This is a genomic window from Caballeronia zhejiangensis (assembly GCF_022879815.1).
Lineage (GTDB): Bacteria > Pseudomonadota > Gammaproteobacteria > Burkholderiales > Burkholderiaceae > Caballeronia > Caballeronia zhejiangensis.
In genome coordinates this window covers 1,090,270-1,116,820 of sequence record NZ_CP084284.1, presented here as the reverse complement: position 1 = coordinate 1,116,820, position 26,551 = coordinate 1,090,270, and the positions used below count along the sequence as shown (strand labels likewise).

Genomic DNA, 26,551 nt, shown 5'->3' with positions numbered 1-26,551 from the left:
ATTCGAAACTGCGTGCGCAGCGCGAAGAGCAACGGGGGGACTTGGGATTAAGCTGTACGTTTTCCCCCAACGGTGACTGCGATGCCCTCGTCGAACGCAAGCGCGAAGCTCATCGTCGTTACCGTGCTCGTCGGTCTGGGCGCGGGTCTCGGCGGCATGTCGCTGGCGCTCTAGCTGCATCTGATCCAGCACGTCGCGTTCGGCTACAGCCTCGATGCGTTCACCAGCGGCGAAAGCTTTCTCGAAGGCATATCGGCTGCGTCGCCCGCGCGGCGCTTCATCGTGCTGACGCTTTGCGGTGTCGTCGCGGGCGTCGGCTGGTGGTGCGTGCATCGCTTCGGCAAACCGCTCGTCAGCATCGCGAAGGCCGTCAAGGCCGACGATCCGCGCATGCCGACCGGCAGCACGATCGCGCATGCGCTCCTGCAGATCGTCACGGTCGCGATGGGCTCGCCGCTCGGCCGCGAAGTCGCGCCGCGCGAAATCGGCGCGTTATGGTCCGGCTGGCTCGCGCACTACGCGGGACTCACGCCCGCGCAATCGCGCATCATGGTCGCGTGCGGCGCGGGCGCGGGGCTTGCCGCCGTCTATAACGTGCCGCTCGGCGGCGCCGTGTTCGTGCTGGAAGTGCTGCTCTGCACGTTCGATGGCGCGATCATCGCGGCGGCGTTCGTGACGTCGTCGATCGCGGCAATGGTCGCGTGGATCGGGCTCGGCGACGGGCATCAGTATCATCTGCCGGACTTCACGCTGAACGCGCAACTGCTCGCGTGGGCCGTTGTCATGGCGCCGGTTTTCGGGGCGGCCGCGCGTCTTTTCGCGAAGCTCACGAGCGCCGCACGCGAAACGCGCCACGCGGCAAGACGTTGCCTGTGCTGACGATCGCGAATTTCGCGTTAGTCGGCGCGCTGGTCATGTATTACCCGCAGCTCGCGGGAAACGGCAAAGGTCCGGCCGGTCTTTCCTTCGAAGATCACGTGAGCTTCGCGCTCGCGGGCGTGCTGCTCGTGCTGAAGGTAACGATCGAAGTGAGCTCGCTGCGCGCGGGCGCGCAAGGCGGCCTGCTCACGCCGGGCCTCACCAACGGCGCGCTGCTCGCCATCGTGCTCGGCAGTCTGTGGAACGGCATCTGGCCGGGCACGCCGCTCGGCGCGTTCGCGGTCATCGGCGCGGGTGCGTTTCTCGGCGCGGCGATGCAGATGCCGCTGACCGCGCTCGTGCTGATGCTCGAATTCACGCGTTTCGATCACGACTTCCTGATTCCGTCGGCGATTGCGATAGCGGGCGCGACGCTCACCTATCGCTGGCTCGCGCAACGTTCGTCCGCGCCTTCGGCCGCGCCGCAGCAAACGTTGCGAGGTCTCTCCGACTGATCGTCCGAACATCGCGTTTGCACGACCGATGCTTCCGGCGCAACCGGCGAACCCATCGCCTGAAAGAGCGCGGCGGTATCGCTCAGACGCGCGCTGCTCGCGCGGATCGTCGCAAGCCGCGCGTTGAGATACTGCTGCTCGCTGCCGCGCGCCGCGCGAGGCGGGATCGCGCCGAGACGCACGCGCGCAGCCGCATCCGCCGATGCATCGCGTGCCGCCTTGCTCGCGCGATCGGCGAAGGCGAGCGTTTCGCTGTCGGTTTCGAGCGACGCCAGCGTGTTCGCGACGTTCTGAAACGCCGCGAGCACGGTCTGCTTGTACTGCGCGACGGCGGCCTCATACGTGGCGATGGCCGCGCGCCGTTGCGCGAGCAGCGCGCCGCCATGAAAGATCGGCTGCGACAGGGATGCGCCCACGCTCCACAACGCGCCCGCGCCCGAGAGCGCGGTCGGCCAGTCGAAGCCGCCTTTGCCCATCGATGCCGATATCGACAAGCTCGGAAACAACTGCGCCGTCGCGACGCCGACTTGCGCCGCCGACGCCTTCAACGCCGAATCGGCGGCCTGGATGTCGGGGCGCGTCTGCAGCAATTCCGACGGCAGCACGACCGGCACATCGGACGGCACGGCGAGGCTCGCGAGATCGAGATCGTCGGGCGCCTGATCGGGCGTGCGTCCGAGCAGGACGGCGAGCGCGTGGCGGGTCGCAAGCCATTGCGCGCGCAAGCCCGGCAATTGCGATGCGAGCGACGCCGCGTTCTGCTGTGCGGCGAGCATGTCGGCGCGCGATGCGGAGCCGAGCGCGTAGCGGCGTTCGGCATCGTGCGCGTCGTCGTTGGCTAGCGCGACGAGACGCGTCGTCACGTCGATCTGCGCATGCAACGCGGCCGCGCCGATCGCACCCGTCACGATGTTCGCAGCAAGCGCACGGCGCGCGGCATCGAGTTGAAAGGCCTGTTGGTCGACCTGCGCGGCAAGCGATGCATTCGCATAGCGCGCCGCGCCGAAGAGATCGAACGTGTATTGCGCCTGAATCTGCCCGACGAAGAGGTTGTAGAGCACGGTCGGCGGGCCGCCCTGCGGAATGCCGAAGCCGCGTTGCCGCGTCGCTTGTCCGCCCGCATCGATCTGCGGCAACAGCGACGAACCCACTTGCGCGCGCAACTGTTCGCGCGCCGCGACGAGGCTCCTGTCGGCTGCCGCGAGATTCGGGCTCGCGCGCAAGCCTTCATCGACGAGTGCATTCAGCGTATCCGACCGATAGCGCTTCCACCATTCGGGCACGGGCTTCGCGCCCACATCGAAACGTTGCGACGCGCCTTCTGCGCTCACGCTCGCCTGCACTTGCGTTTCGGCGCCGTAATGCGCGGGCTGCGGCATCGCGGGCGGCTTGCCATCGGGGCCGAGCGCGCACGCATTCAACGCGACGCACGCGCAAGTCATCAATAGCCGGCGATTCATGACGATGCTCCTTCGCGTTCGTCGAGCTTCACGCGAAACCACGCGGCATAGAGCGCGGGCAGATAGAAAAGCGTGAGCACGGTCGCGCTCGTGATGCCGCCCATGAGCGCGGTGGCCATCGGGCCGAAGAAGTTGCTGCGCAGAAGCGGAATCAGCGCGAGCACGGCGGCGGCTGCGGTCAGCGTGATAGGGCGGAAGCGCCGCACCGTCGCGCCGATGATCGCATCGAATCGCTTGTGCCCTGACGCGATGTCCTGCTCGATCTGATCGACGAGAATCACCGAGTTGCGCATGATGATGCCGAACATCGCTATGACGCCGAGCATCGCGACGAAGCCGAACGGCTTGCCGAATGCGAGCAGCGTGACGACCACGCCGATGAGTCCGAGCGGCGCGGTGAGCACGACCATCATCACGCGCGAGAAGCTCTGCAATTGAATCATCAGCAGCGTGAGCACCACGATCACCATCACCGGCATCTGCGCGTTGATCGACGCCTGACCCTTGCCGCTTTCCTCCACCGATCCGCCCACTTCCACGCGATAACCCACGGGCAATGCGCGGCGAATCTCGTCGAGCTTCTCGTCGATGGCGTGCGTCACGTCGATGCCTTGCGCGTCGCCCTTCACATCCGATTGCACGGTGATGGTCGGCTGGCGGTCGCGTTCCCAGATCACGCCGTATTCGAGCGTATCGACGACGCGGCCGAGCGCCCCCAGCGGCACCGGTCCGTGCGGCGTCGGCATTGCGATCGTCGCGAGCCGCGAAGGATCCACACGCTCGGCGCGCGGCGCGCGCAAGTCGACGCTGATGAGCTTGTCGCGCTCGCGATACTGCGTGACGGTCGTGCCGGTCAGCGTCATCGCGAGAAAGCTCGATATGTCCTGCGACGTGACGCCCGCATCGCGCGCCTTCTGTTGATCGATCTCGAAGCGCACCGAGCGCTCCGATGGCTCGTCCCAGTCGAACTGCACATTCGTCGTGCGGGAGTCGGCGCGCATGTCGGCGGCTACTTGTTCCGCGATATGACGCACCGTGCCGATATCGTCGCCGCTCACGCGAAACTGCACCGGATAGCCGACAGGCGGACCATTCTCCAGACGCGACAGGCGCGTACGCACGGCGGGGAAGCGCTCGCGCAACATCGGATCGAGCCAGCGCGCGAGCTGCTCGCGCGCTTCGACCGACTTCGCGGTAACGACGAACTGCGCGAAGTTGGGCGTCGGCAATTGCTGATCGAGCGGCAGATAAAAACGCGGCGCGCCGGTGCCGACGAAGCTCACCACATGATCGATTTCATCGCGGCCCTTCAACGCTTCTTCGAGACGCTTCGCTTCGCGCAAGGTCGCTTCGAACGATGCGCCTTCCTGCAATCTCACGTCGATCAGAAGTTCGGGTCGATCCGAGCTGGGGAAGAACTGCTGCGGCACGAGCGTGAAGCCGGCCATCGCGATGACGAAGAGCACGACCGTGACTGCGAGCACGACGAAGCGCCGCTTCACGCACCAGCCGACCCATCGGCGCAGGCGTCCGTAGAACTTCGTGTCGTAGATATCGTGTTCGTGATCGTCGGGCAGATGCGCTTCTTTCTTGCGCTCGGGAAGCAGCTTGTAGCCGAGCAGCGGAATCAGCACGACCGCCGCGAGCCACGATGCGATCAACGCGATCGCCGATACTTCGAAGATCGAACGCGTGTACTCGCCGGTACTCGACTTCGCGAGCGCGATCGGCAGAAAGCCCGCGACGGTGACGAGCGTGCCGGTCAGCATGGGAAACGCCGTGCTCGTGTAGGCGAACGCGGCGGCGCGCGTGCGGTTCCAGCCTTGTTCGAGCTTCACGGCCATCATCTCGACGGCGATGATCGCGTCGTCGACGAGCAGACCCAATGCGAGAATCAGCGTGCCGAGCGAAACCTTGTGCAAGCCGATATCGAAGAAATACATGAAGAGCGCGGTGACGGCGAGCACGATGGGAATCGAGATCACGACGACCATGCCCGTTCGCACGCCGAGCGATACGAGGCTCACGATCAGCACGATGACGACCGCTTCGGCGACCGCTTCGAGAAAGTCGTCGACGGAATGCGAAACCGCTTGCGGCATGCTCGACACTTCCGTCAGCTTCAAACCCGCGGGTAGTTGCGCACGCAACTTGATCATCGTTTCATCGAGCGATTTGCCGAGACGCACGACGTCTTCGCCCGGCTGCATCGTGATGCCGATGCCGAGCACGGGCACGGCCGCCGAACGCATCTGCGTGACGGGCGGATCGATGTAGCCGCGCTTGATCGTCGCGATATCGCCGAGCCGGAACGAACGCCCGTTCACGTTGATGAGCGTATCGGCGAGCGCGTCCACGCTCTTGAACTGGCCGCTCGGACGCACGAATACGCGATCGTTCGGCGTGGTCAGCACGCCCGCGCTCGACACGGCGTTCTGTCCGTCGATGGCCTGCGCGATCTGCTGCGGCGAGATGTTCAGACGCGTGAGCGTCGTATTGGGGATCTCGACATAGATGCGCTCTTCCTGATCGCTGAAGTAATCGACCTTCGCGACGCCCGGCACGCGCAACAGAACCGTGCGCAGCGAATCGGCGTAATCGTGCAGTTGCGCGGGCGAGAAGCCGTCGCCTTCGAGCGCGTAGATGTTGGTGTAGACATCGCCGAACTCGTCGTTGAAGAAAGGGCCTTGCGTGCCGGGCGGCAAGGTCGCGGCGATATCGCCCACTTTCTTGCGGATCTGATACCACTCCTCGGGCACGTCTTTCGCGGGCGCGGAATCTTTCATCTGAAAGAAGATCAGCGATTCGCCGGGACGCGAATAGCTGCGCATGAAATCCGTGTAGGGCGTTTCCTGCAGCTTGCGCGCGATGCGGTCGGTCACTTCCTCCTGCACCTGTCGCGCGGTCGCGCCGGGCCAGAACGTGCGGATCACCATCACGCGGAACGTGAAAGGCGGGTCTTCCGACTGCGCGAGCCGCGTGTACGCGAGGATGCCGAAGATCGTCGCCATCGCGATGAGAAACACGACGAGCGCGCGATGCCGCAGCGCCCACGCGGAGAGATTGAAGCGGCCTTCTTCGTGGCGATAGGCGTCGTTGTCTTCGCGTGTATCGCTCATGACGCGAAGTCCTCGGGATGCAGCGGCGCGACGACGCGCACTTTCTCGCCCGCGGACACCGTATGCACGCCTTGCCACACGATGCGCTCGCCCGCCGCGATGCCGCCCGCGAGCGTCACCGTGCGCTCGCCATAGCGCGCGACTTCGACGCGCCGCAGTTCGAGCGCATCGCCCGGTTGCTTCACGATCCACACGGCGGGATGGCCGTTGTCGTGAAAGAGCGCCGTCGATGGAATCGTGAACGCGCCTTTCGCGTCGCTGGCTGCCGCGAACGCGATGTCCGCCGTCATGCCGAGCCGCACATCGGGCGTCGGCGCTTCGAGCGTGAGCTTCGCGCGCCAGGTGCGGCTTTGCGTGTCGGCGGCGGGCGACAGTTCGCGCACGCGCGCCTTGAAGGTCTTGCCGGGCAGTGCCGCGAGCTTCACGTTCGCTTCGCGTCCGACGGCGAACGCGGCGAGCGCGGCTTCGGGCACGTCGCAGATCACGTCGATATCGCCGCTCCATGCAAGCGTATAAACGGCCTGGCCTGCCGTGACGTTCTGGCCGGTGTCGGCTTGCTCTGCGGTGATGACGCCCGCGCGATCGGCGGCGAGCGTCGCGTAGCGCAGTTGATCGGCGGAGAGCCCCGCTTGCTGCTGCGCCTGATTGCGCTGCGCGAGCGCGGACGCATACGCGTTCTGCGTCTGTTCGAGCTGCGCGGGCGCGATGAGATTTTCGGCGGCCTGCGCGCGATCGCGATCGAGTTGCTGCTTTGCATAGACGAGCTGATGCTCGGCCGCATCGAGCTGCGCGCGGGCGCTGGCGCTGTTCTTCTCGGCATCGGCGGGATCGAGCCGGGCGACGACTTGCCCCGCCTTCACGCTATCGCCGAGGCGCACGCGCCGTTCGAGAATCTTGCCGTTGATGCGAAACGAGAGCGGCGTCGAATAACGCGATTGCACCTGACCGGGCAGGCTCGACGCGGTCGCGTGGCCGTCGGCTTGTGCCGCGACGGCGACGACCGGACGCGGTGCGGGCGCAGGCGCTTCATGCCGCTTGCAGGCGACGAGCGCAACACAGACGATCGGGACGAATGCCGCGCGCGCCACGACCGACGCGGGTGAGTGCAAGAGCTTCACAGGAACCTCGGCGCCCGCAAGGGCATGGTGCCGCGCGCCGCGAAGACGTGACGCGCCGCTCGTGGGCAAAGCAGGGGAAATGGGTTGTCCGGGGCTGTCCGGCAGCAATTTCGAGAAACGAGCCTGAATGGGGCGGATTGATGCATCGACCTGAAAGCCCCGTCCGGCAAGGGTTTCGACGACCCGGACGCAAATACGAAGTGAATTCTAATACACACTTGTATCTGAATGCAAAGACGGATTCGTGAGCCCTGCGGTGCTACACTGCGCGCATGAAACCAGTCCGTCTCACCCGCGAGCAGAGCCGTGACCAGACGCGTCAGCGTCTGCTCGACGCTGCGCAAGCGGTTTTCACGAAGAAAGGATTCGGCGCATCGAGCGTCGAAGATGTAGCCGCCGACGCGGGCTACACGCGCGGTGCGTTCTATTCGAACTTTTCTAGCAAGGCCGAGTTGCTGCTCGAAGTGCTCAAGCGCGATCACGACACGATCATGCAGCGCCTCTCCACGATTTTCGAAGATGGCGAGGCGTCGCGCGCCGACATGGAAGCGCGCGTGCTGCAGTACTACAGCGAGTGCTATCAGAACAACGCGTGCTTTCTTCTGTGGGTCGAAGCGAAGCTGCACGCGAGCCGCGACGCGAGGTTCCGCGCGAGCTTCAATGCGCTGATGCGCGAACTGCGTCAGACCACGACCGATTACATCCGCGCTTTTTCCGAACGCGTGGGCACGCCGCTCACCATGCCGCCCGAACAGATGGCGCTCGGCCTCATCGCGCTGTGCGACGGCGTGCAGTTCTTCTATTCGTCGGACCCGCAGTCGGTGCCGGCGCAATTCGCCGAGGACGTCCTCGCGCAATTCTTCCGGCGTGTCGTGCTGAGCGGCGCCGCCGAATAGGACAGCCTGATGGCACGCCTGAATTCGATACGCTAATCTTTGCGCGAGAGCCGTTCGCGATCTCGCGCAACGGCGATGATCCTGGAGGGCGACTCCATGAGCGCATTCACGCGGCGCATCGATGCGAGGCGTGTCCTGATGGCACTCGGTGTCTTGACCGGATGTGCGTGCGTGTTTCCGGCGATGGCCGCGCCGCTGACCGGTGCGATGCAGAAGTTCATCGCGCCGCAGACGCCCGCCGATGCGACCGCGGCGTCCGCGCCGTCGTCCGCGAGTCAGGCCGAAATGGTGCGTTCGCTGAACAACCTCATCGGCACGCTCGACAACGACGCGCAACGCAGCGCGCTCGTCACGCAATTGAAAGCGTTACGCGATGCGACGCAGAGCGCCGCGCCCGCCACGCCAGCGCCCGCCAATGCCGATCTTCTAGGCGCGATCGCATCGGGCATTGCATCCGTCGAAACGAATCTCAGCGAAGGGCTCACGCCGATGCGTTTTTGGACCGCGCGCGGCAGTGCGGCCGCGGGCGAATTGCAGGCCGTCGTCACGGGCGCGAAAGGCGAATCGTTCGGCAGGATCGTCAGCGGCATGGGCGCGACGCTCGCGGGATGGGGCCTGTGCGCGTTCTTGCTGATCCGCGTGCAGCGGCGCATCTTCGCGCGCTATGGCCGCGACGTCGCGCTCGCGCCGAATCCGACATCGACGCAATTGCTCGCGTTCGCGCTGCGTCAGACGGGGCCGTGGGTCGTCGCGTTCATCGCGGTGCTGCTCTTCGTGCGCGCGATGCCCGATGCGCTCGGCCGCACGCTCGGGCTCGTCATTGCTTATGCGATCGTCGCGGGCTCGATCTTCTCGGCCATCTGCATGATCGTGTTTTCGGTGTTCAGCACGGCGCATCGGCGCGTGGCCGTGCAGCAACTGCTGACGCGCACGCTCTGGCCGCTCTTTGCGATCGGCGCATGCGGCGCGCTCGGCGATGCCACCGCCAACGCCGATGTCACACGGCAGCTCGGCCCCAATCTCGCGGGCATCATCTCGACCTTCGCGGGGCTCGCCGCCGCGTTGCTGTGCGGCTATTTCGCGCTCGCTTACCGGCGGCCCGTGACGCATCTGATCCGCAATCGGCCGTATGCGCGCAGGCGCGATCATCAGTTCGCGACGGAAGCGCTCGATATCCTCGCGTCGCTATGGCATATCCCGATACTGCTGATCGCGGTGGCATCGGTGGTCGCGATCATCGACGGGCGCGGCGCGGAAGGCGACGTGCTGCGGCCGTCGTTATTGAGCGCGGCGCTGCTCGTGCTTACGCTGTTCGCGTCCGCGTTGCTGCTGCATTTGACGCGCCGGCGCGACACGCGCGCGCAGCGCCGCGCGCCGCATCTCACGCGCCTGTTGCGCTTCGGATGCACGCTGATCGTATTGTTGATCTGGCTGGCTTATCTGCGCTTCGAGCTCGAGCTATGGAGCGGACCGATCGCGCGGCTCATCAGGCACAGCGCGATGACGCCCGGCTTCAGGCACGCGCTGATCGCGGTCGTCGCGACGGTGTTCGGCGCGTGGTTCATCTGGATCGTGCTCGATACCGTGATACTCGAAGCGCTCGGCCAGAACAGTTCGCGCAACAAGGCGCTGAGTCCCGGCGTGCGCGCCCGCACGATGTTGCCGCTCGTGCGCAATGGCATCTTCGTGACGGTCGCGAGCCTCGCGGCCATCGTCGCGTGCGCGAGTCTCGGCATCAACCTGACGCCGCTGCTCGCGGGCGCCGGCGTGATCGGCCTGGCGGTCGGCTTCGGCGCGAAATCGCTCGTCACCGATCTGATCACGGGGCTGTTCATCATCGTCGAGGAGACGATTTCGGTCGGCGACTGGATCGACATCGACGGCGGACACGCGGGCACCGTGATGGACCTGACGATCCGCACGGTGCGCCTGCGCGACGGACAAGGCGCGGTTCACACGATTCCGTTTTCGCAGATCAAGATCGTGAAGAACCTGTCGCGGGATTTCGCGAATGCAGTGTTCGAAGTGCGCGTGCCGTTCTCGGCGAAGCTCGACGACATCACGCGCATGATCAACGAAGTGGGCGCCGACATGATGGCCGACTTTCGCTTTCGCAACGAAATAATCGGGCCGGTCGAAGTGTGGGGACTCGATCGCTTCGAGTCGAACTGCATCGTCGTGAAAGGGCAGATCAAGACGAAACCGCTCCAGCAATGGAGCGTCGCGCGCGCCTTCAATGCGAGGCTCAAACTCAAGATGGATGAAGCGGGCATCGAGATGATGTTGCCGCAGATGCACATCCAGACATCGAAGGAGAGCGACGAACGCTCGCAGGCTCAGACCCGGCATGCAGCGGATGGCGCCGTGCAGCCGGATCTTCGCGTGCTCAAGGAATCTCCGTGATTCAGAAGGGCCATACCCAGTCGGCGATTTCCGGCTTGTCGGTGCCGTGCGTATGCGCGTAATCGAGGTGACGGATGATCGCGTTCTTCATGTCCTCCCTCAAGTGCGCGGTCCTTGCCTGCAGGCGCGGCACGCGATCGAGCACATCGATGACGAGATTGAAACGATCGACCTGATTGAGTATCGCCAGTTCGAGCGGCGTGTTGATGTTGCCTTTTTCCTTATAGCCGCGAACGTGCAGATTCTCGTGATTGTGAAAGCGATAAGCGAGCTTGTGAATCAACCACGGATAACCGTGGAAGTTGAAGATCACAGGCTTGTCGAGCGTGAAGAGGCTATCGAATTCACGCGCGCTCGATCCGTGCGGATGCTCGGTGTCGGGCTGCATCTTGAAGAGATCGACTACGTTCACGAAGCGCAATTTCAATTCGGGCAACTGCTCGCGCAGGATCGCCGCGGCGGCTAGCGCTTCTTGCGTCGCGACATCGCCGCAAGAGGCGAGCACGACGTCGGGCTCCTCGCCTTCATCGGTGCTCGCGCGCCGCCATATGCCGATGCCTTTGGCGCAATGAACGATCGCTTCGTCGATGGTCGCGAATTGCAGATGCTTCTGCTTGTCCGCGACGATGATGTTGATGCAGTCGGTCGAGCGCAGACATTGATCGGCCACGACGAGCAGTGTGTTGGCATCGGGCGGCAGATACACGCGCGTGACCGAAGGGCTCTTGTTCGTGACGAGATCGATGAAGCCCGGGTCCTGATGCGAGAAGCCGTTGTGATCCTGCCGCCATACCGTCGATGAAAGCAGAATCGTTTCCGACGAAACCGATGCGCGCCAGGGCACATGGTTCTTGCAGATGTCGAGCCATTTCGCATGTTGATTGAACATCGAATCGATGACATGCGCGAACGCTTCGTACGTGTGGAAGAAACCGTGCCGCCCTGAAAGCAGATAACCTTCGAGCCAGCCGAGCAATGTGTGCTCGGAAAGCATTTCCATCACGCGGCCGTCGCGGGACAACTCGCCGCCGTCTTCGTCTTCGGGTAGAAGGTCGGCCATCCAGACTTTCTTGCTGACTTCATAGATCGCCTGAAGCCGATTCGAGGCCGTTTCATCGGGGCCGAACACGCGGAACCGGTCCATGTTGCAGCGCATGACGTCGCGCAGGAATGCGCCGAGCGGACGGGTATTTTCGTGCAGGAGCTTGCCGGCCTGACCGACATCGACGGCATAGTCGCGGAAATCGGGCAGCTTGAGTTCCTTGCGCAACGTGCCGCCATTCGCATGCGGATTCGCGCTCATGCGCCGTGTGCCAACGGGCGCTATCGATCTGATCTCTTCACGCAGGCGGCCGGTTTCATCGAAGAGTTCTTCGGGCTTATAGCTTTGCATCCAGCGTTCGAGCACGGCGAGATTCGCGGGATTGTTATGCACGTCGGAGAACGGCACCTGATGGGCGCGCCATGAACCTTCGACCTTATGTCCGTTGATTTCCTTCGGACCGGTCCAGCCTTTCGGCGTGCGCAAAACGATCATCGGCCAGCGCGGCCGTTTCACATGGCCATCGTTGCGCGCCTTGTCCCAGATCGCGCGGATGTCGGCGGTCGCGGCATCGAGCGTTTCCGCCATCTTCTTATGCATTTCGTTGTGATCCGATCCCTCGACGAAATAAGGCCGATAACCATAACCGACGAACAAGGCCTCCAGCTCGTCATGACCGATGCGCGCGAGGATCGTCGGATTCGCGATCTTATAGCCGTTGAGATTGAGGATCGGCAGCACCGCGCCATCGCGCGCGGGATTGATGAACTTGTTCGAGTGCCACGCCGTTGCGAGCGGACCGGTTTCCGCTTCGCCGTCGCCGACGACGCACGCGACGATCAACTCCGGATTGTCCAGTGCCGCGCCATAAGCGTGCGAAAGGCTATAGCCGAGTTCGCCGCCTTCATGGATCGATCCCGGCGTTTCGGGCGTCACATGCGAGCCGATATGCCCCGGAAAGGAAAACTGCTTGAAGAACTTCTGCATGCCTTCGGCATCTTCGCTCTTGTCCGGATAGACCTCCGAATACGTGCCTTCGAGATACGCGGGACCGAGCACGCCGGGCGCGCCGTGACCGGGGCCGGCCATGAAGATCACGTCGATGTCGTCGCGCCTGATGACGCGGTTCAGATGCGCCCATACGAACGACAGTGCGGGACTCGCGCCCCAGTGCCCGAGCAGCCGGTGCTTGACGTGTTCGGCCTTCAGCGGTTCGCGCAGCAGCGGGTTATCGGCGAGAAAGATCATGCCCGCCGAAAGATAATTGCACGCGCGCCACCACGCATCGACGAGGCGAAGTTCATCGCCTTCGAGAGCAGAAGAATGCGACGCGCCATTTCTGGAGTGCTTGCTCATCACGAGGTCTCCTTTCATTGAACGTTCACCGGCGATTGCGGGAATGCGATAGACAGGAAACAACCTGTCCTGCACATCAATACTTGATATTGCGTGCTGCCTGTCGTCCCTGTTGCTTCGTGTCGCGTTTGTCGTGACGGCAACTCGCATTCGATTGCTGATTCGCCGCGCGGCAATCCTGTTTCGTATGGCGTGCGTGCTGTCGCGTGTCCTGGCGGACGTCGCGTCCCGCGCGGCGTTGTTGTGCCTGTTCCGTTGCGAAAGAGGCATTCGGTATGGCGCAGACGAGTATTGCAGTGGACAAGGCAATGAGTCGGAGCTTGCGCGCAAACATGATGTGGTCTCCGGAAGATGCGTGAACGGAGTCGATCCGCTCTTCAAGATAGATGCTGCGCGCACAGTTGTGAAACCCGTCATGCAATTCGAGAATCACATTTCGATTCGTTGCACAATTCGTGATTACGATTCGATGGCGTCATTGTCAGGAAACGCACCGCCAAATGAATTAAAATGATTTAAGAGCGCTGAATTTCATTCGACCGTAGCGTCTTTCGGGCATTCGATGACACGTCTTATCCGAAGGTATTGGGTCGCCGGCATCATGGCTTTTGTTGTCGGTAGCTTCGCATCAGCCAGCGAACAGGCTCGCCTGATTCCCAATCAGCGCGTGGCGGCGAATGTGCTGTTCTTTCCCGCGCCAGCCATTGTCTCGACGGAAAGCGTGTCTCGCGTCGGGCCTCGTCATCCGCGATATGCATTCAAGGGCACGATGGACGCGCTCGACGCCATCGCATTGTCGAAGTACGAAAGAAATGTTCATCCCGATCTGAGCCAGCTCGCGCGGGCTTATCCCTTGCCGCTATCGCCCAATTCGGCGCCCGTTCGGGTGCAGCCGCGCGACGACATCACGAACGACACGGACGATTGGCATTTCTCTGCCAATCCGCAGCTCGGCGTGAATCACGAGCATGAAAAGGGCATGACATTCTCGGTGCGCCACGACTTTTAAGCGAACGCCCGAGCCCGTGCTCGCGCGCGATATTTTCAGGTTGCCGGTTATCGTTTCGGTCGCATAAAGTGGATGAGGCATGCGTGTCTTTACCCGACATCGATGGAGCCTCGGCAAATGAAAAAGTTGCTTATGAGCGGTGCGGCCACGATGATCGCTTGCGCGGGCGCGGCCCACGCGCAAAGCAGCGTGACGCTCTACGGCCTCATCGACGCCGGCATCACGTATTCGAACAATCAGATCACGCCGACCGGCGGCGGCCACAGCAATTGGGAACTTAAAAGCGGCCCAGTCCAATACAGCCGATGGGGCTTGCGCGGCGCTGAAGATCTCGGCGGGGGATTGAAAGCTATCTTCAATCTGGAAAGCGGCTTCAATCTGAACAATGGACAATCGTCGGTGAATAACCGCCTCTTCAACCGGCAGGCGTATGTCGGCTTGTCGAGCCGCGATTACGGCGTTATCACGTTCGGCCGTCAGACCGACGACATGGTCGATTTCGTCGCGCCACTATCGTTGACGGGCACGGAGTATGGCGGCACGCATTTCGCACATCCATTCGATATCGATAACCTCAACGATTCGTTCCAGATCAACAACGCCGTGAAGTATCAGAGCCCGGATTTCGCGGGATTCAAGCTCGGTGCGTTATATGGTTTCTCGAACCAGGCCGGCGGATTTTCGAACAATCGTGCGTATAGCTTCGGCATGTCGTATATGTGGGGACCGCTTAGTTTCGGCGCGGGCTTCCTGCAATTGAACAGCGACGCCGCGACGCCGGGGCAACTGAACACCAACGGCGCCGTCACCGATACGACCGGCTCTTCGCTACAGGGCGTGCTCACGACGACGGCCGTTCCGCTAGGCGCGCTGGCGGGCCGTCAGCAGACGTGGGGCGCGGGCGTGAGCTACGCGATCGGCCCGGCGGTGGCGGGCCTCGTCTATACGCAGACGAATCTGACGGAGCTGTTCCAGACCGGCTCTTCGACGCATGTCCAGAACTTCGAAGGCAACGTGCGCTACGCGCTGACGCCCGCCGTCGAACTTTCGGCCGCGTACACGTATTCGCGCGCGGGCGGGCTCGCGGGCGCGGGCAATCCGCACTGGAATCAAGTCAGCGCGATGGCCGGCTATGCCTTCTCGCGGCGCACCGATGTCTACATCCAGGGCGTATGGCAAGGCGTGAGCGCCAGCGCCAATTCACCATTGGGTGTGGCGTGGATCAACGGCCTCACGGCGCCATCGTCGACGAGCAATCAGGTCGAAGCGACGGTCGGCTTGCGGCACCGGTTCTGACTTCGAACGCACGAGGCATCGGCAATGCGTTTGCCCGATGCCGATACTTGCGGCCCCAGCCGGTCACGGGCGGCGCATCTTCATCGGAACAGAAGTTCTCGAACTCGCGCCATGTCTCTTCATAATCGCCTGCGCGCGCGAGCTCGAACTGATGCCCGTCCGTCGCGCACGACGCGAGATTCATGAACTGCTTCAATATCGGCCGGCAGGCGTGGCTGATGTACGGATCGGCTTCCTCGCGCGGCCACTCGTTCGCGGCGATGAGCATCTGACGCCACGCGAGAATGGTTTCGCGGCAGGCGGTGCATTGCGCATCGCCCTGAATGAGCGCGCTCGCTTCGAGCACGGCGATCGCGTGCTCTTCGAACTTCGACAGCTTGATCCACGCGGCGCGCGCGAGCGAATCGGCCTTCCCTTCGCAGAACTCGATGAGCGCGCTGTCGACCTCCGGCGGCGGCTCGAGCTTCATGACGACGCCTTCCTCACGCAGCATCACGCGCACGCCGAAATCCGCGACGAGCATCGCGAGACGGCAACCCCAGCGCATGCTCATGTCGTGAAGCCAGGCTTCATCGGAAGTCCGAAGCGCGGCGGCGATTTCCTCGCGCGCATCTACGAGCCATCGGCTTTGCGCGACTCCGTCTGTTCGACTCATGGCGGCATCTCGATGCGAGTGAAGCAATTAGCTTAACTCGCCGGGCCGGGGCGTGCGCGCGAGCGTGCCAACCACGTCGCGGGCGTGAAAATGCAGAACCGGTTAGCCTCTTCTATCCGCGGATTCGTCGACCAGGAGCGCCATTGAACAGCCCGCAACGCGTGCACGCCGTCGCCTCACCCGCGAGTCCTTGCGACGAACTCGCGATCCGCGCGCAACCCGTCGCCGCCGATCAGCCGTGCCATCGCAAGCGCCTCGCGCTGTCCGCGACGATTCTCGGATCGAGCATGGCGTTCATCGACGGCTCGGTCGTCAACGTCGCGCTGCCGTCGATCCAGAGCGAGCTCGGCGCGAGCATTGCGGCGATGCAGTGGGTCGTCAACGCGTATCTGCTGTTTCTGGGCGCGCTCGTGCTGGTCGGCGGCGCGATGGGCGACAAGCTCGGACGGCGCAAGGTGTTCGTCGCGGGCGTCGCGATCTTCACGGTCGCGTCGGCGGCGTGCGGCTTCGCGCCGGGCACGGGCTGGCTGATCGCGGCGCGCGCATTGCAGGGCATCGGCGCGGCGCTGCTCGTGCCGGGCAGCCTTGCGATCATCGGCGCGGTATTCGACGGCGAGGCGCGCGGCCGCGCGATCGGCACGTGGGCGGGCGTCGGCGCGATCACGTCGTCGGTCGGTCCGGCGGCGGGCGGCTGGCTCGTCGATGCAATTTCGTGGCGCGCGATTTTTTTCCTCAACGTGCCGCTCGCGGCCGCGACGATCGCGCTGGCGATGGCTTCCGTGCCCGACAGCCACGACGCCGACGCGCCGCCAACCCTCGACTGGCCCGGCGCGGCGAGCACGGCAGCGGGCCTCGCGATGCTGACCTACGGTCTCACGGAAGCGCCGTCGCGCGGTTTCGCCGATCCGCTCGTGCTCGGGATGATCGGCGCGGGCATCGTGCTGCTCGCCGCGTTCATCGCGATCGAAGCCAAATCGCGCGATCCGATGGTCCCGCTCGACATCTTCCGTTCGCGCGATTTCAGCGGCGCGAATATCGTCACGCTGCTGCTGTACTTCGGGCTCGGCGGCGTGCTGTTTTTCCTGCCGTACACGCTGATTCGCGCATACGGTTTCACCGCGACGGAAGCGGGCGCGGCGGTGTTGCCGATGCCGCTCATCATCGGTTTGCTGTCGCGTTTCACGGGCGGGCTGACGAGCCGCTTCGGCGCGCGTGCGCTCCTGATCGCCGGTCCGTGCGTGGCGGGTCTGGGCTTCGCGATGCTCGCGCTGCCGTTCGTCGCGGGCAGCTACTGGATGGGCTTTCTGCCAGCGCTCGTCGTGCTCGGGCTCGGCATGACGATCACCGTCGCGCCGCTGACGACGACCGTGATGGCATCGGCGGGAAGCGAGCGCGCGGGCATCGCGTCGGGCATCAACAACGCGGTCGCGCGCGTGGCGAGCCTGCTCGCGATCGCGGTGCTCGGCATCGTGTTCGTGTGGTCGCACGACGCGGCTTTGTCGGCGCGGCTCGATCGGCTGCATGTACCGCGCGACAGCATGCGCGCGCTGGACGCCCAGCCGAAGTCCGAAGCGTCATCGGCGCCGCTCGCCCGCGCGCAAGCCGATGCCATCGCCGATGCGTTGCGCGCCGTCGCCGCGCTCTCCGCCGCGTGTGCGTTTGCGGCGGCGGGCGCGGCGGCTGCGACGATCCAGCGCCGCAAATGAAAAAACCCGATGCCGGCGCTGAACCGGACATCGGGATTCGAAAGTACCGCTGCGAGGCTTTCGTTATCGGCCCGCGTGGGCCGGTTGTTGTTCGATCGACTTGGCGCGCTTCTGCAATTCTTCGGTGGTGTCGCCTTCGCCGTTCGGCAGCCAGCCCGGAGGACGCAGCAGGAAGCCGACCGCATCCGACACGCTCTTCGCGTTGTACATGTCCTTCGCGAGGCTGACCCAGTGCTGCATCTCGACGACGATCGGGTTATGCGACGTCACCGGCGTCGTCAGGCCGTAGACACACGGCTCATCGGCGCGCTCTTCCACGTACGTTCCGAACAGGCGATCGAAGATGACGAGCACGCCGCCGAAGTTCGCATCGAGATATGTCGCGTTCGATGCATGGTGCACACGATGCGCCGACGGCGTGTTGAACACATATTCGAGCCAGCCGAGCTTCGGAATCCACGTTGCGTGCAGCCAGAACTGATAGAGGAGGTTGATCGACACGACCGCGAGCACCACGTCGGGCTTCACGCCGAACCACACGAGCGGAGTGAAGAAGATGGCCGAGCCCGCGATCTTGGTGGTCCAGCCCAACCGATACGCCGACGACAGCGTCAACTGGTTCGGCGAATGATGCACCGCGTGATTCGCCCAGAAGAAGCGGATCGTGTGCGACGCGCGGTGATACCAGTAGTAGCAGAACTCCTGTCCGATGAAGAGCAGGAACAGCGTGAGCGCCGTGTTCGTCGTGACCGTGTGGATGCGATGCTCCCACGCGAAGTTGAAGACGGGCGTCGCGAGCGAGAGCGGCAGGAACGCGAGGAGCTTGCGGCCGACGAGATCGACGAGCGAGATCCAGGTCTCGTGCCAGTCGAACGCCTTGTCGGTGCCCTTGTACTTGAAATGCAGGACGACGGCCTCGAGCAGCGACGCGGTGAGGACGATGCCCATCACGTACATCGAGATTTTTCCGAGCAGTTCCAGTTCCATGATTGTTCGCCTTGGTGGGTGGTTGCGAATGAACCCATTGTGGCGATCGGCCCGGTTAAAAACCACGCGCAAACTATTTCACGGAATGTCACGGCCCGCCCGCCAAGCCTTGCGGCACAAGGGGCGGGCCTCTCGGACCAGTTATTTCAAGGCATGTCGCGCGGCAAGGATCAGAATTCGACGCGCGCGTTGAGCGAGAGCGTGCGCGGCTCGCCCGGCTGGATGTAATCGGCATACTGGAATTCCCAGTAACGGCGATTCGTCAGATTGTCGATAGCCGCGCGCAGCCCGACGTTATGTCCGGCGATGCGCGTCGTGTAGGTGGCGCCGAGGTTCATCACCAGATAGCCCGGCACCTTGATGTCGCCGGACGGACTGAGGCTCGTGTTGCCGGTGAATTTCGCATCGGCGCCGAGCGTCAGGCCCGGAACGACGGGCACCGCGTAATTCACGTGCGCCGCCGCGACGAATCCCGGCGCGCCCGCGACGCGATTGCCGTTGTTGGTCGAGCCTTTCTCGTAGTGCGTCGCGATCCACATCAGATCGGCGCCGACGGTCCAGTCCCGGCCGAGACGCACGTCCGCGCCCGCTTCGGCACCCTGAAAGATCGACTCGCCGTCCTCGACGAAGACGTTGTCGCTGTTGGCATACTGCGCGCCGCGCTCGATGCGGAACAGCGCGGCCGTCGCGCTCCAGCGTGCGTTCTGGCTCTTCACGCCGACTTCGTATTGCTTGCTGCGCAGCGGCTTGAGCAATTGCCCGGCGTTCGCATAGGTGTCGCCGACGACGTTGCCCGCTTCGAGCGATTCGACATAGCTCGCATAGAGCGTCGTGCCCGGCGTGAGTTTGTACATCAGCGCGACGGTTGGCGTGAGCACGCCGTTTTGCGTGTACGTCGACGACGTGCTGCCGTCGAGGCCGTAACCGTGCTGCTCGTAGTTCGTGTAGCGCAGGCCGCCGAGCACGGACCAGCGCTCGGTCAGCGCGATCGTGTCGCTCGCGAACAGCGCCTTCTGCGTGACGTCGGCGGCGCGATAGGTGTAGAAGCCGGAGCTGTCGTAACGATTCACGTTCGGCTGATAGAGATTGCCCGTGCCGAGCTGCGCATAGAAGGAGTTCGCGCCGTAGTCGGTCGTCTGCTTCTGGTAATCAGCGCCGAACACGAGCTGATGCCTGAGCGGTCCCGTCTTCACGAGACCTTCGGCCATCACGCGGAACGTGTTCAGCTGATGCCCTTCCTTGCCTTCGAAGCGATAGTCGTCGTAATCGCCTGCCTGATCGAGCAGATACCAAGTGCCTTCGTTGCGATAGCGCGTGCTCTTGCTGAAGCTGTACGTCGCCGAGAGCGTCCAGTCCGGGCTCAGGTTGTAATGCAGGCCGGCGGTGTAGATCTGCAGGTTGGTGTTCAGATGCTGATCGGGCGTCTGCAGCGTGCTGCTGCCGCCGGACAGCGTCGCCGGCAGCGACGTGCCGGTATATCGCGCGGTCGAAATCGCCGTCGTGATGCCGGACGCATGCCGCTCCTGATACAGCGCGCCGAAGGTCGCGGTGAGATCGCGGGTCAGGCGCGCGTCGGCGGCGAGCGAGAAGGAATCGCGCCGCACGTTGCCGTCGTTGTACGTCTTGCCTTCCTCGTGCGTCGCGTTGAAGCGGTAGCCGACCACGCTGTCCGGGCCGACGCGCCCGCCGAGATCAAGATGCTCGGTCCAGACCGACGTCGAGCGATAGCCGACATCGACGCTCGCGATCTGCTTTTCGGTCGCGGGCGGCTTTTTCGTCACGTAGTTCACGACGCCACCCGGCGCGCCGAAGCCGTACATGAAGCCCGACAGCCCTTTCAGCAGTTCGACGCTTTCGAGCTGCTCGTAAGGCATCGTGATGCCGTAACCGTTGTACGGCTGGCCGTCGAGCTTGAAGCCGTTCTGCCAGTCGAGCTGCATGCCGCGCACGGTGATGTAGCTCGCCCACGCGTTGTACGGATTGCTGTTGTCCGACACGGAAGCGTCCTGCGCGAAGACGTCGCCGAGCTTGTTGGCCTGCCGGTCGGCGAGCTCCTCGCCGGTGACGATCGTCGTCGAGAAGGGCGTCTCCAGTTGCGTGCGCGAGCCGAGCGCGCCGCTCGACACGTCGTCGCGCAGATGCTGCAGCGTGTCCTGCGACGCGGTGACGGACACCGCCGGCAGCGACGCCTCGTGGGGTTGATCGGCGGCTTGCGCGCCGTCGCTGCCTTGCGCCATCGCGGACTGGCTCATCGCGAAGAGCAGCAGGGCGGCGAGGGTCGAAGGCCGCATCGTCGATGTGGCCGGGAATGCGCGCGAGCGCGTCGCTGATTTCATGGTCTGTCCGTCGTCGTTTGAAGTTGTTTTAAATGCGAATCGTTCGCATTATCTGGCGACGGCATTCTGCCCTGAACATCGCGAGCTTGTAAACTTTTGCTCCACTGTCGGCACGGATTCGTGACAAAAAATGGTAAGCAGCTTACGAGAAGCTTGTGTGGCCGATCAGTCGTCGATAGAATTGCGAACAATTCCTATTTACATCACGTCGAAAAGATGATCGCCGTCGCGCACGACTATCGCTCCGAGGAGCGGGCATGAGGCCGGTTCTGGTTCGCCTGCATCGCTGGCTCGGCGTCGCGACCGCGCTCTTTCTCTTCGTCTCGGGTCTGACCGGCGCGATCATCGCGTGGGATCACGAGATCGACGCGCTGCTGAATCCGTCGTTCTTCAACGCGCGCACCGATGCGCCCGCGCTTCCGCCGCTCGAACTCGCGCGGCGCGTCGAAGCGGCCGATCCGCGCGTCGAGGTGACGTACCTGCCGCTCGGCATCGAGCCGGGGCACACCGCGCAGATGATGGTGATGCCGCGCACGAATCCGGCGACGAACGCGCCGTTCGACGTGCCGTACAACCAGATCGCCGTCGATCCCGCGACGGGGCAGGTGCAGGCGCAGCGCATGTGGGGCGCGGTGTCGCTCGCGCGCATCGATCTGATGCCGTTCCTCTACAAGCTGCACTACACGCTGCATTTGCCGGTCGTCGGCGGCTTCGATATCGGCACGTGGCTCATCGGCATCGTGGGCATTCTCTGGTTCTTCGATAGCGGCATCGCGCTGATTCTGTCGTTTCCGAGCGTGAAGGCGTGGCGCAAGTCGTTCGCGTTCCGCGTGAAGCGCGGCGGCTACGCGCTGACGTTCGACCTGCATCGCTCGGGCGGCGTGTGGATCTGGGGCCTTCTGCTCGTCATGGCGCTCACCTCGATCTCGATGAATCTTTCCGAACCCGTGATGCGCCCGGTCGTATCGATGTTCTCGAAGCTTTCGCCTTCTTTCCTCGACAACCCCGAACTCGTGCGCGCCGGCCCGCCGGGCAAGGCGCCAGCCACGCGCGAGCAGATTCTGGAGATGGCCGCCCGCGACGCGAAACGCGAGAACCTGACCGAACCGCCGGGCGCGCTCTACTACGCGCCGATGTTCAAGGCTTACGGCGTCGGTTTCTTCGCGCCGGGGCACGATCACGGCGACGTCGGTCTCGGCAACGCCTGGCTGTACTACAACGCCCAGACGGGCGCGCTCGCGGGATCGACGATTCCGGGCCGCGGCTCGGCCGGCGACATCTTCATGCAGGCGCAGTTTCCGCTGCACTCGGGGCGCATCGTCGGCCTCGGCGGACGGATTCTCGTGAGCGCCGTGGGCATCGCGGTCGCGGTGCTCAGCGCGACGGGGCTCATCATCTGGTCCAGGAAGCGCGCGGCGCGCCGTCATTCGGCTGCCGTCGCCGATGCGCGGTCGGCACGTTCAATGACTTCGTAAATCCGAGGACCCTCGCATAAAGCGCGATTCAAAAGCCTGACGCGCGTCAGACGTTGCGTTCCGACAAATCTCTCGTTATCGGAATGATAACGACTCTTATTTGCAATATAATGCGGCGCACAACGGCCTCGGGCTGTCGCGCGCTTGCGCGGCTTGCTTCGACGCTCAGAACAATGCCGCCCGGATTCCATTCGCGCCCCGGGACGGAAGACCGACCAACACCGACGTTCCTCCTCTGATTCATGCCCGTTTCCCGTGTTTCCACCTTGCAGGCCACGCCTGCGAAGGCGCTCGTCCGTCGCGCGTCGAGCGTAGCCATCGTCGCGGCTGTCGCGGCGGTGTTTTCCTTGTCCGCTCACGCGCAATCGTCCGGCGCAAGCAACGCTGAAGGCGCGAATTCGCCCGCCGAGAGCACGCTGCCCGCCGTCAAGGTTCAGGCGTCGAAGGAACAGTTGCCCGGCGATCTCGCGCCGACCTACGCTGGCGGCCAGGTCGCGCGCGGCGCGGATTTCGGGGTGCTCGGCCAGCAAAAGATGATCGACGTGCCGTTCAGCATGACGACGTACACGTCGAAGCTGATCGAGGACCAGCAGGCGCGCACGCTTTCGGACGTGCTCGCGAACGATCCGGCGGTGCGTACGGCGTTCGGCTTCGGCAACTTCTCCGAGGTGTACATCATTCGCGGGTTCGAGCTGCAAGGCGATGACGTCTCGCTCAACGGTCTCTACGGCATCACGCCGCGTCAGCTCGTCTCGACGGATGCGCTCGAACGCGTCGATGTGTTCAAGGGCGCGAACGCGTTTCTGAACGGCGCATCGCCGAACGGCTCGGCGGTGGGCGGCGGGCTGAATCTGCAACTCAAGCGCGCCGACGACAAGCCGCTCACGCGCGTGACGATCGATGGCGAGACGTCCGGTACGATCGGCGCGCATGTCGATGTCGGCCGCAGATTTGGCAGCGAAGGGCAGTTCGGCATCCGCGTGAATCAGGCGAATCACGACGGCGAGACGTCGATCGACAACGAACATCGGCGGGATAACACGACCGCCGTGGCGCTCGACTGGCGCGGCGACAAACTGCGTCTGTACGCCGATTTCCTGTATCAGCGCCAGCGCGTGAACGGCGGCCGCTCGACGGTCTACGACTACGCCAACTACATTCCCGAACCGCCGTCGGCGTCGCACAACTACGGGCAGTCGTGGAACTACAGTTCGATCGAAGACACGGTCGGCATCCTGCGCGCCGAATACGATTTCCTGCCCGGCTGGACGGCTTACGTGACGGGCGGCGCGCGTCATACGGACGAGCACGGCGAGTATTCGTCGCCGAGCATCAATACGACGGGCGTCACGCAATCGCGTCTCGGCGTGCCGCACAAGGAAGACGGCACTTCCGCCGAAGCCGGCGTGCGCGGTCACTTCAACACCGGCCCGGTGTCGCACTTCGTGACGGCGGGCGCGTCGATCGTGCGCGTCGATTCGAGGTCGGCGTACACGTACAGCGGCTCGTGGGCGTCGAGCATCTACGACACGCCGCAGGTTCCGTATCCGGCGACGATCGGGCAGGCGGGCAATCTCGCCGATCCGCAAACCACGTCGCTCAGCCTGCTGCGCAGCGTCTCGATCTCCGACACGCTCGGCTTCCTCAACGACCGCGTGCTGTTCACGGTCGGCGTGCGTCATCAGGACATCCACGCGAACAACTTCGACTACACGGGCGTTCAAACCGAGGCCTACAACGACTCGGTGACGACGCCGCTGTTCGGTCTCGTCGTGAAGCCGTGGCAGAACGTGTCGTTCTTCGCGAACCATAGCGAAGCGCTGACGATAGGCGAGGCGGCGCCGTCAACCGCGGTCAACACCGGGCAACTGCTGCCGCCGGAGAAGTCGAAGCAATGGGAAGTCGGCGCAAAGTATGACAACGGCCAGTACGGCGCGTCGATCGCGGCGTTCCAGATCGAAAAGCCGTTGACCTACACGAACACGTCGAACGTTTTTGTCTCGGACGGCACGCAGCGCCATCGCGGTATCGAGGCGTCGGTGTTCGGCGAGCCGGTGCGCGGCGTGCGCCTGATCGCGGGCGCGACGTATATCCACGCGACGCAATACGGTCTCGGCGACGCCTCCCTGGACGGCAATAAGCCGATCGGCGTGCCGACGTTCATGTTCAACGTGAACGCGGAGTACGACGTGCCGATGCTCAACGGCCTCACGCTGACGGCGCGCTGGATCTATACCGGGTCGCAGTATCTGAACACGACCAACACGCTGTCGATTCCGCACTGGAACCGCTTCGACCTCGGCGCGCGTTACGCGACCGTGATCTATGGCAAGCCGACGACGTTCCGCGCGAGCGTGCTCAACGTCGCGAACAAGTCGTATTGGGCTTCGACGATCGGCGGTTATCTGACGCAAGGCGCGCCGCGCACGGTGCTGCTGTCGGTGACGACGGATTTCTGATCGCGTCGATAGCAAGCGAAAAACGCCGCGCGTTCGTGAGGACGCGCGGCGTTTCCATTTTGGGGCCCGAGGCAATAAATACTCGGGAGCCGGCCGTTTACCGAGCGCAGTTCAAAACGGGGTCACATAAGTTGTTGATTTTTATGACAGAATACGCAAAGTGCGAGCGGGGCGTCGAGTAAATCTTGCGCATCCCGCCCGGTTTCAACGTTTATCTCTGTGAGGTTAGGTGATATGGGAAGTCTCAGCATCGGGCATTGGCTCATCGTCTTGGCTATCGTCGCGCTCGTTTTCGGCACCAAAAAGCTGCGTAGCGTCGGTTCCGATCTCGGCGGCGCGGTCAAGGCTTTCAAGGATGGCGTGGGCGAAAGCGCGACGCCGGCCGCCAATGCAACGGCGACCATCGACGTCCCGGCCAAGGATGTGACCGCACGATAAGTTGCGCGCGATGATCGCTCAATCGATGTTCTTCACGCAGCGAAATCCCGCATAGACGTACTGGTAATGCCCCTGGAACCAGTTGCGGAAGCTCGGCCGCAACATGCACGCCGCCGTGCGGGCCGAGCCGCCCTTTATCACGAAGTGCTTGCCGTCGAAGAAATTCGCCGAATAGCCGAGATAAAACGGAAACGGCTCGAAGCCGTTCAGCGGGCCGAATTCCGTCGACGTCCATTCCCAGCCGTTGCCGAATTGCCCTTCGACGCCGAACTCGCTGCGATTCTCCGGATGCGCCTGCACCGGCGCCGGGTCCCATCGGCGGAAATCGAAGTTGCCTTCCGCGACATGCGGCGCGCCCGATGCGGCGCGCTGCCATTGCGCCTCGGTCGGCAACGACTTGCCCGCCCAGCGCGCGTACGCCTTCGCTTCGGCGTAGCTCACGTAGACGGGCCAGTCGGGCGGCAGCGCGATTTCGTCGAACATCGTGCGTAGCTGCCATGCGTTCGCGTCGTCGCCGGGAATCCAGAACGCCGGGTGCGCGATGCGCTGCTCTTCCTTCCACGCCCAGTCGGCGTCGTCCCAGTAATCGCGATTCCAGTAACCGCCTGCATCGATGAAACGCAGATAGTCGCCGTTCGTGACCATATGGCGGTCTATCTCGAACGCGGGCACCTCGATGCGTTCCTCGCCGAACTCGTTGTCCCAGCCGAACAGGCCGCTTTCCCGCGTCAGCCCGAGCGTCGTGCTGCCCGCCGGCACGCGCACGCTTTCGTGTGACAGATCGCGATCCGACGAACGTTCCGAAAACGCATTCGATGGCGCGATTTTTCTATCGACCGGCAATTGATGCAGCATGTACGCGAGCGTTTCCGCGTGCATCAGCCGATGCTCGATCGCCACTTCGAGCAGCTTCGCGGGCGGCTCGTCTGCCGAAAGCGGCGCCGCGGCGATCCTGATCGGATCGAAATGCGCGTCGATCTCGGCGCGAACCGTGTCGCGATACGCGCGCACTTCGTCGAGCGAAGGCCAGTCGGACGGTTGATCGGTCGGCAGGCCGCCGTCCACCGGATCGATCCCGAAAGCGAAAAGCTGGTCGTAGGCGGGATTCGGGCTCGGCAGATCGAAGAGCCGCTGATCGAGCAGATTGCGGTCGAAGGCTTCGAGATGCCCGATATAGAAAACGATGCGATGCCGCTCGGCGATCGGCCTGTCGTAAAGGTGCTCGGGCTTGACGACATTGAAAAGCTCGTCGGTGACGCGGCGCGCTTCGGCGAGGCGCTCGAGCAGCGGATGACGCAGGGAAGGTTCGCGGTTCATGTCGCCCAATCTCCGTGGCTGGCCAGTGGCTTCGCAATCGACCAAAACGCGCGCCGTAGCGCGCGTCGGTCGAATCGAAAAGACTAAACCCTAGCGAAGCGCATGC

Annotated in this window: 17 protein-coding genes and 1 pseudogene; 9 read left to right on the top strand and 9 right to left on the bottom strand. The window is 63.8% G+C overall.

Translation table 11 applies throughout. The annotated features are described in order from the left end of the window. Window positions 1–81: 81 nt before the first annotated feature. Window positions 82–1,373: pseudogene (locus tag LDZ23_RS19695) on the top strand (chloride channel protein). On the opposite strand, the gene LDZ23_RS19690 reads toward LDZ23_RS19695, so the two are convergent. The 3 genes from LDZ23_RS19690 to LDZ23_RS19680 are packed head-to-tail and all read right to left on the bottom strand — an operon-like array spanning window position 1,298 to window position 7,070. Continuing rightward, window positions 1,298–2,833: an efflux transporter outer membrane subunit gene (locus LDZ23_RS19690; protein WP_008352846.1), complete on the bottom strand. Its 1,536-nt coding sequence runs from the start codon at window positions 2,831–2,833 to the stop codon at window positions 1,298–1,300. The pseudogene LDZ23_RS19695 and the gene LDZ23_RS19690 overlap by 76 nt on opposite strands. After that, a complete protein-coding gene (locus LDZ23_RS19685) occupies window positions 2,830–5,952 on the bottom strand; it encodes an efflux RND transporter permease subunit (RefSeq protein ID WP_244808157.1) in 3,123 nt (1,040 codons plus the stop codon). Before LDZ23_RS19685 ends, LDZ23_RS19690 begins: the two co-directional genes overlap by 4 nt. Beyond that, on the bottom strand, window positions 5,949–7,070 hold the full coding sequence (locus LDZ23_RS19680) for an efflux RND transporter periplasmic adaptor subunit (protein ID WP_008352850.1): 1,122 nt from the start codon (window positions 7,068–7,070) through the stop codon (window positions 5,949–5,951). Before LDZ23_RS19680 ends, LDZ23_RS19685 begins: the two co-directional genes overlap by 4 nt. A 272-nt stretch (window positions 7,071–7,342) precedes the next feature. Here LDZ23_RS19680 and LDZ23_RS19675 point away from each other — a divergent pair, with 272 nt between their 5' ends. Together LDZ23_RS19675 and LDZ23_RS19670 are read left to right on the top strand one after the other, a co-directional pair. Further along, window positions 7,343–7,966, top strand: coding sequence for a TetR/AcrR family transcriptional regulator (locus LDZ23_RS19675; RefSeq protein WP_008352853.1), 624 nt, complete (start codon window positions 7,343–7,345; stop codon window positions 7,964–7,966). 96 nt (window positions 7,967–8,062) lie between these two features. After that, window positions 8,063–10,369: a mechanosensitive ion channel family protein gene (locus tag LDZ23_RS19670; protein ID WP_244808156.1), complete on the top strand. Its 2,307-nt coding sequence runs from the start codon at window positions 8,063–8,065 to the stop codon at window positions 10,367–10,369. 1 nt (window position 10,370) lies between these two features. Here LDZ23_RS19670 and LDZ23_RS19665 read toward each other — a convergent pair whose 3' ends face one another. After that, a complete protein-coding gene (locus LDZ23_RS19665) occupies window positions 10,371–12,767 on the bottom strand; it encodes a phosphoketolase family protein (RefSeq protein ID WP_008352857.1) in 2,397 nt (798 codons plus the stop codon). A gap of 76 nt (window positions 12,768–12,843) precedes the next feature. Further along, the gene (locus LDZ23_RS19660; protein WP_033536715.1) at window positions 12,844–13,101 is read right to left on the bottom strand and encodes a hypothetical protein; all 258 of its coding nucleotides are present in this window, start codon (window positions 13,099–13,101) and stop codon (window positions 12,844–12,846) included. Between the two features lie 267 nt (window positions 13,102–13,368). Here LDZ23_RS19660 and LDZ23_RS19655 point away from each other — a divergent pair, with 267 nt between their 5' ends. Both LDZ23_RS19655 and LDZ23_RS19650 read left to right on the top strand, forming a co-directional pair. Further along, complete coding sequence (locus LDZ23_RS19655; protein ID WP_008352859.1) at window positions 13,369–13,776, top strand: hypothetical protein; 408 nt, start codon at window positions 13,369–13,371, stop codon at window positions 13,774–13,776. A gap of 117 nt (window positions 13,777–13,893) precedes the next feature. After that, entirely contained in the window at window positions 13,894–15,072 is a 1,179-nt protein-coding gene (locus LDZ23_RS19650) for a porin (protein WP_008352860.1), read from the top strand. On the opposite strand, the gene LDZ23_RS19645 is transcribed toward LDZ23_RS19650, so the two are convergent. Next, entirely contained in the window at window positions 15,008–15,727 is a 720-nt protein-coding gene (locus tag LDZ23_RS19645) for a hypothetical protein (protein ID WP_033536702.1), read from the bottom strand. The two genes, LDZ23_RS19650 and LDZ23_RS19645, sit on opposite strands and share 65 nt — an antisense overlap. Window positions 15,728–15,870: 143 nt before the next feature. Between LDZ23_RS19645 and LDZ23_RS19640 the strand changes: the two genes are divergently transcribed. Next, complete coding sequence (locus LDZ23_RS19640) at window positions 15,871–17,433, top strand: MFS transporter (protein WP_008352861.1); 1,563 nt, start codon at window positions 15,871–15,873, stop codon at window positions 17,431–17,433. 63 nt (window positions 17,434–17,496) lie between these two features. Here LDZ23_RS19640 and LDZ23_RS19635 read toward each other — a convergent pair whose 3' ends face one another. Then, window positions 17,497–18,420 carry a sterol desaturase family protein gene (locus LDZ23_RS19635; RefSeq protein WP_008352862.1) on the bottom strand — a complete coding sequence of 308 codons (924 nt, stop codon included), beginning with the start codon at window positions 18,418–18,420 and terminating at the stop codon, window positions 17,497–17,499. Window positions 18,421–18,590: 170 nt separating this feature from the next. Further along, window positions 18,591–20,756, bottom strand: coding sequence for a TonB-dependent siderophore receptor (locus LDZ23_RS19630; RefSeq protein ID WP_008352863.1), 2,166 nt, complete (start codon window positions 20,754–20,756; stop codon window positions 18,591–18,593). A gap of 257 nt (window positions 20,757–21,013) precedes the next feature. On the opposite strand from LDZ23_RS19630, the gene LDZ23_RS19625 reads away from it, so the two are divergent. The 3 genes from LDZ23_RS19625 to tatA all read left to right on the top strand — a co-directional run bounded on the left by LDZ23_RS19625 (window position 21,014) and on the right by tatA (window position 25,128). Further along, complete coding sequence (locus LDZ23_RS19625) at window positions 21,014–22,231, top strand: PepSY-associated TM helix domain-containing protein (RefSeq protein WP_008352866.1); 1,218 nt, start codon at window positions 21,014–21,016, stop codon at window positions 22,229–22,231. A 242-nt stretch (window positions 22,232–22,473) separates the two neighbouring features. Further along, entirely contained in the window at window positions 22,474–24,690 is a 2,217-nt protein-coding gene (locus LDZ23_RS19620; RefSeq protein WP_033536703.1) for a TonB-dependent receptor, read from the top strand. A gap of 234 nt (window positions 24,691–24,924) precedes the next feature. Further along, complete coding sequence (tatA, locus tag LDZ23_RS19615; protein WP_008352869.1) at window positions 24,925–25,128, top strand: Sec-independent protein translocase subunit TatA; 204 nt, start codon at window positions 24,925–24,927, stop codon at window positions 25,126–25,128. Between the two features lie 18 nt (window positions 25,129–25,146). Here the strand turns inward: tatA and LDZ23_RS19610 are convergent, their stop codons facing one another. Continuing rightward, window positions 25,147–26,445 carry an SUMF1/EgtB/PvdO family nonheme iron enzyme gene (locus tag LDZ23_RS19610; protein ID WP_008352871.1) on the bottom strand — a complete coding sequence of 433 codons (1,299 nt, stop codon included), beginning with the start codon at window positions 26,443–26,445 and terminating at the stop codon, window positions 25,147–25,149. Between the last annotated feature and the right edge of the window lie 106 nt (window positions 26,446–26,551).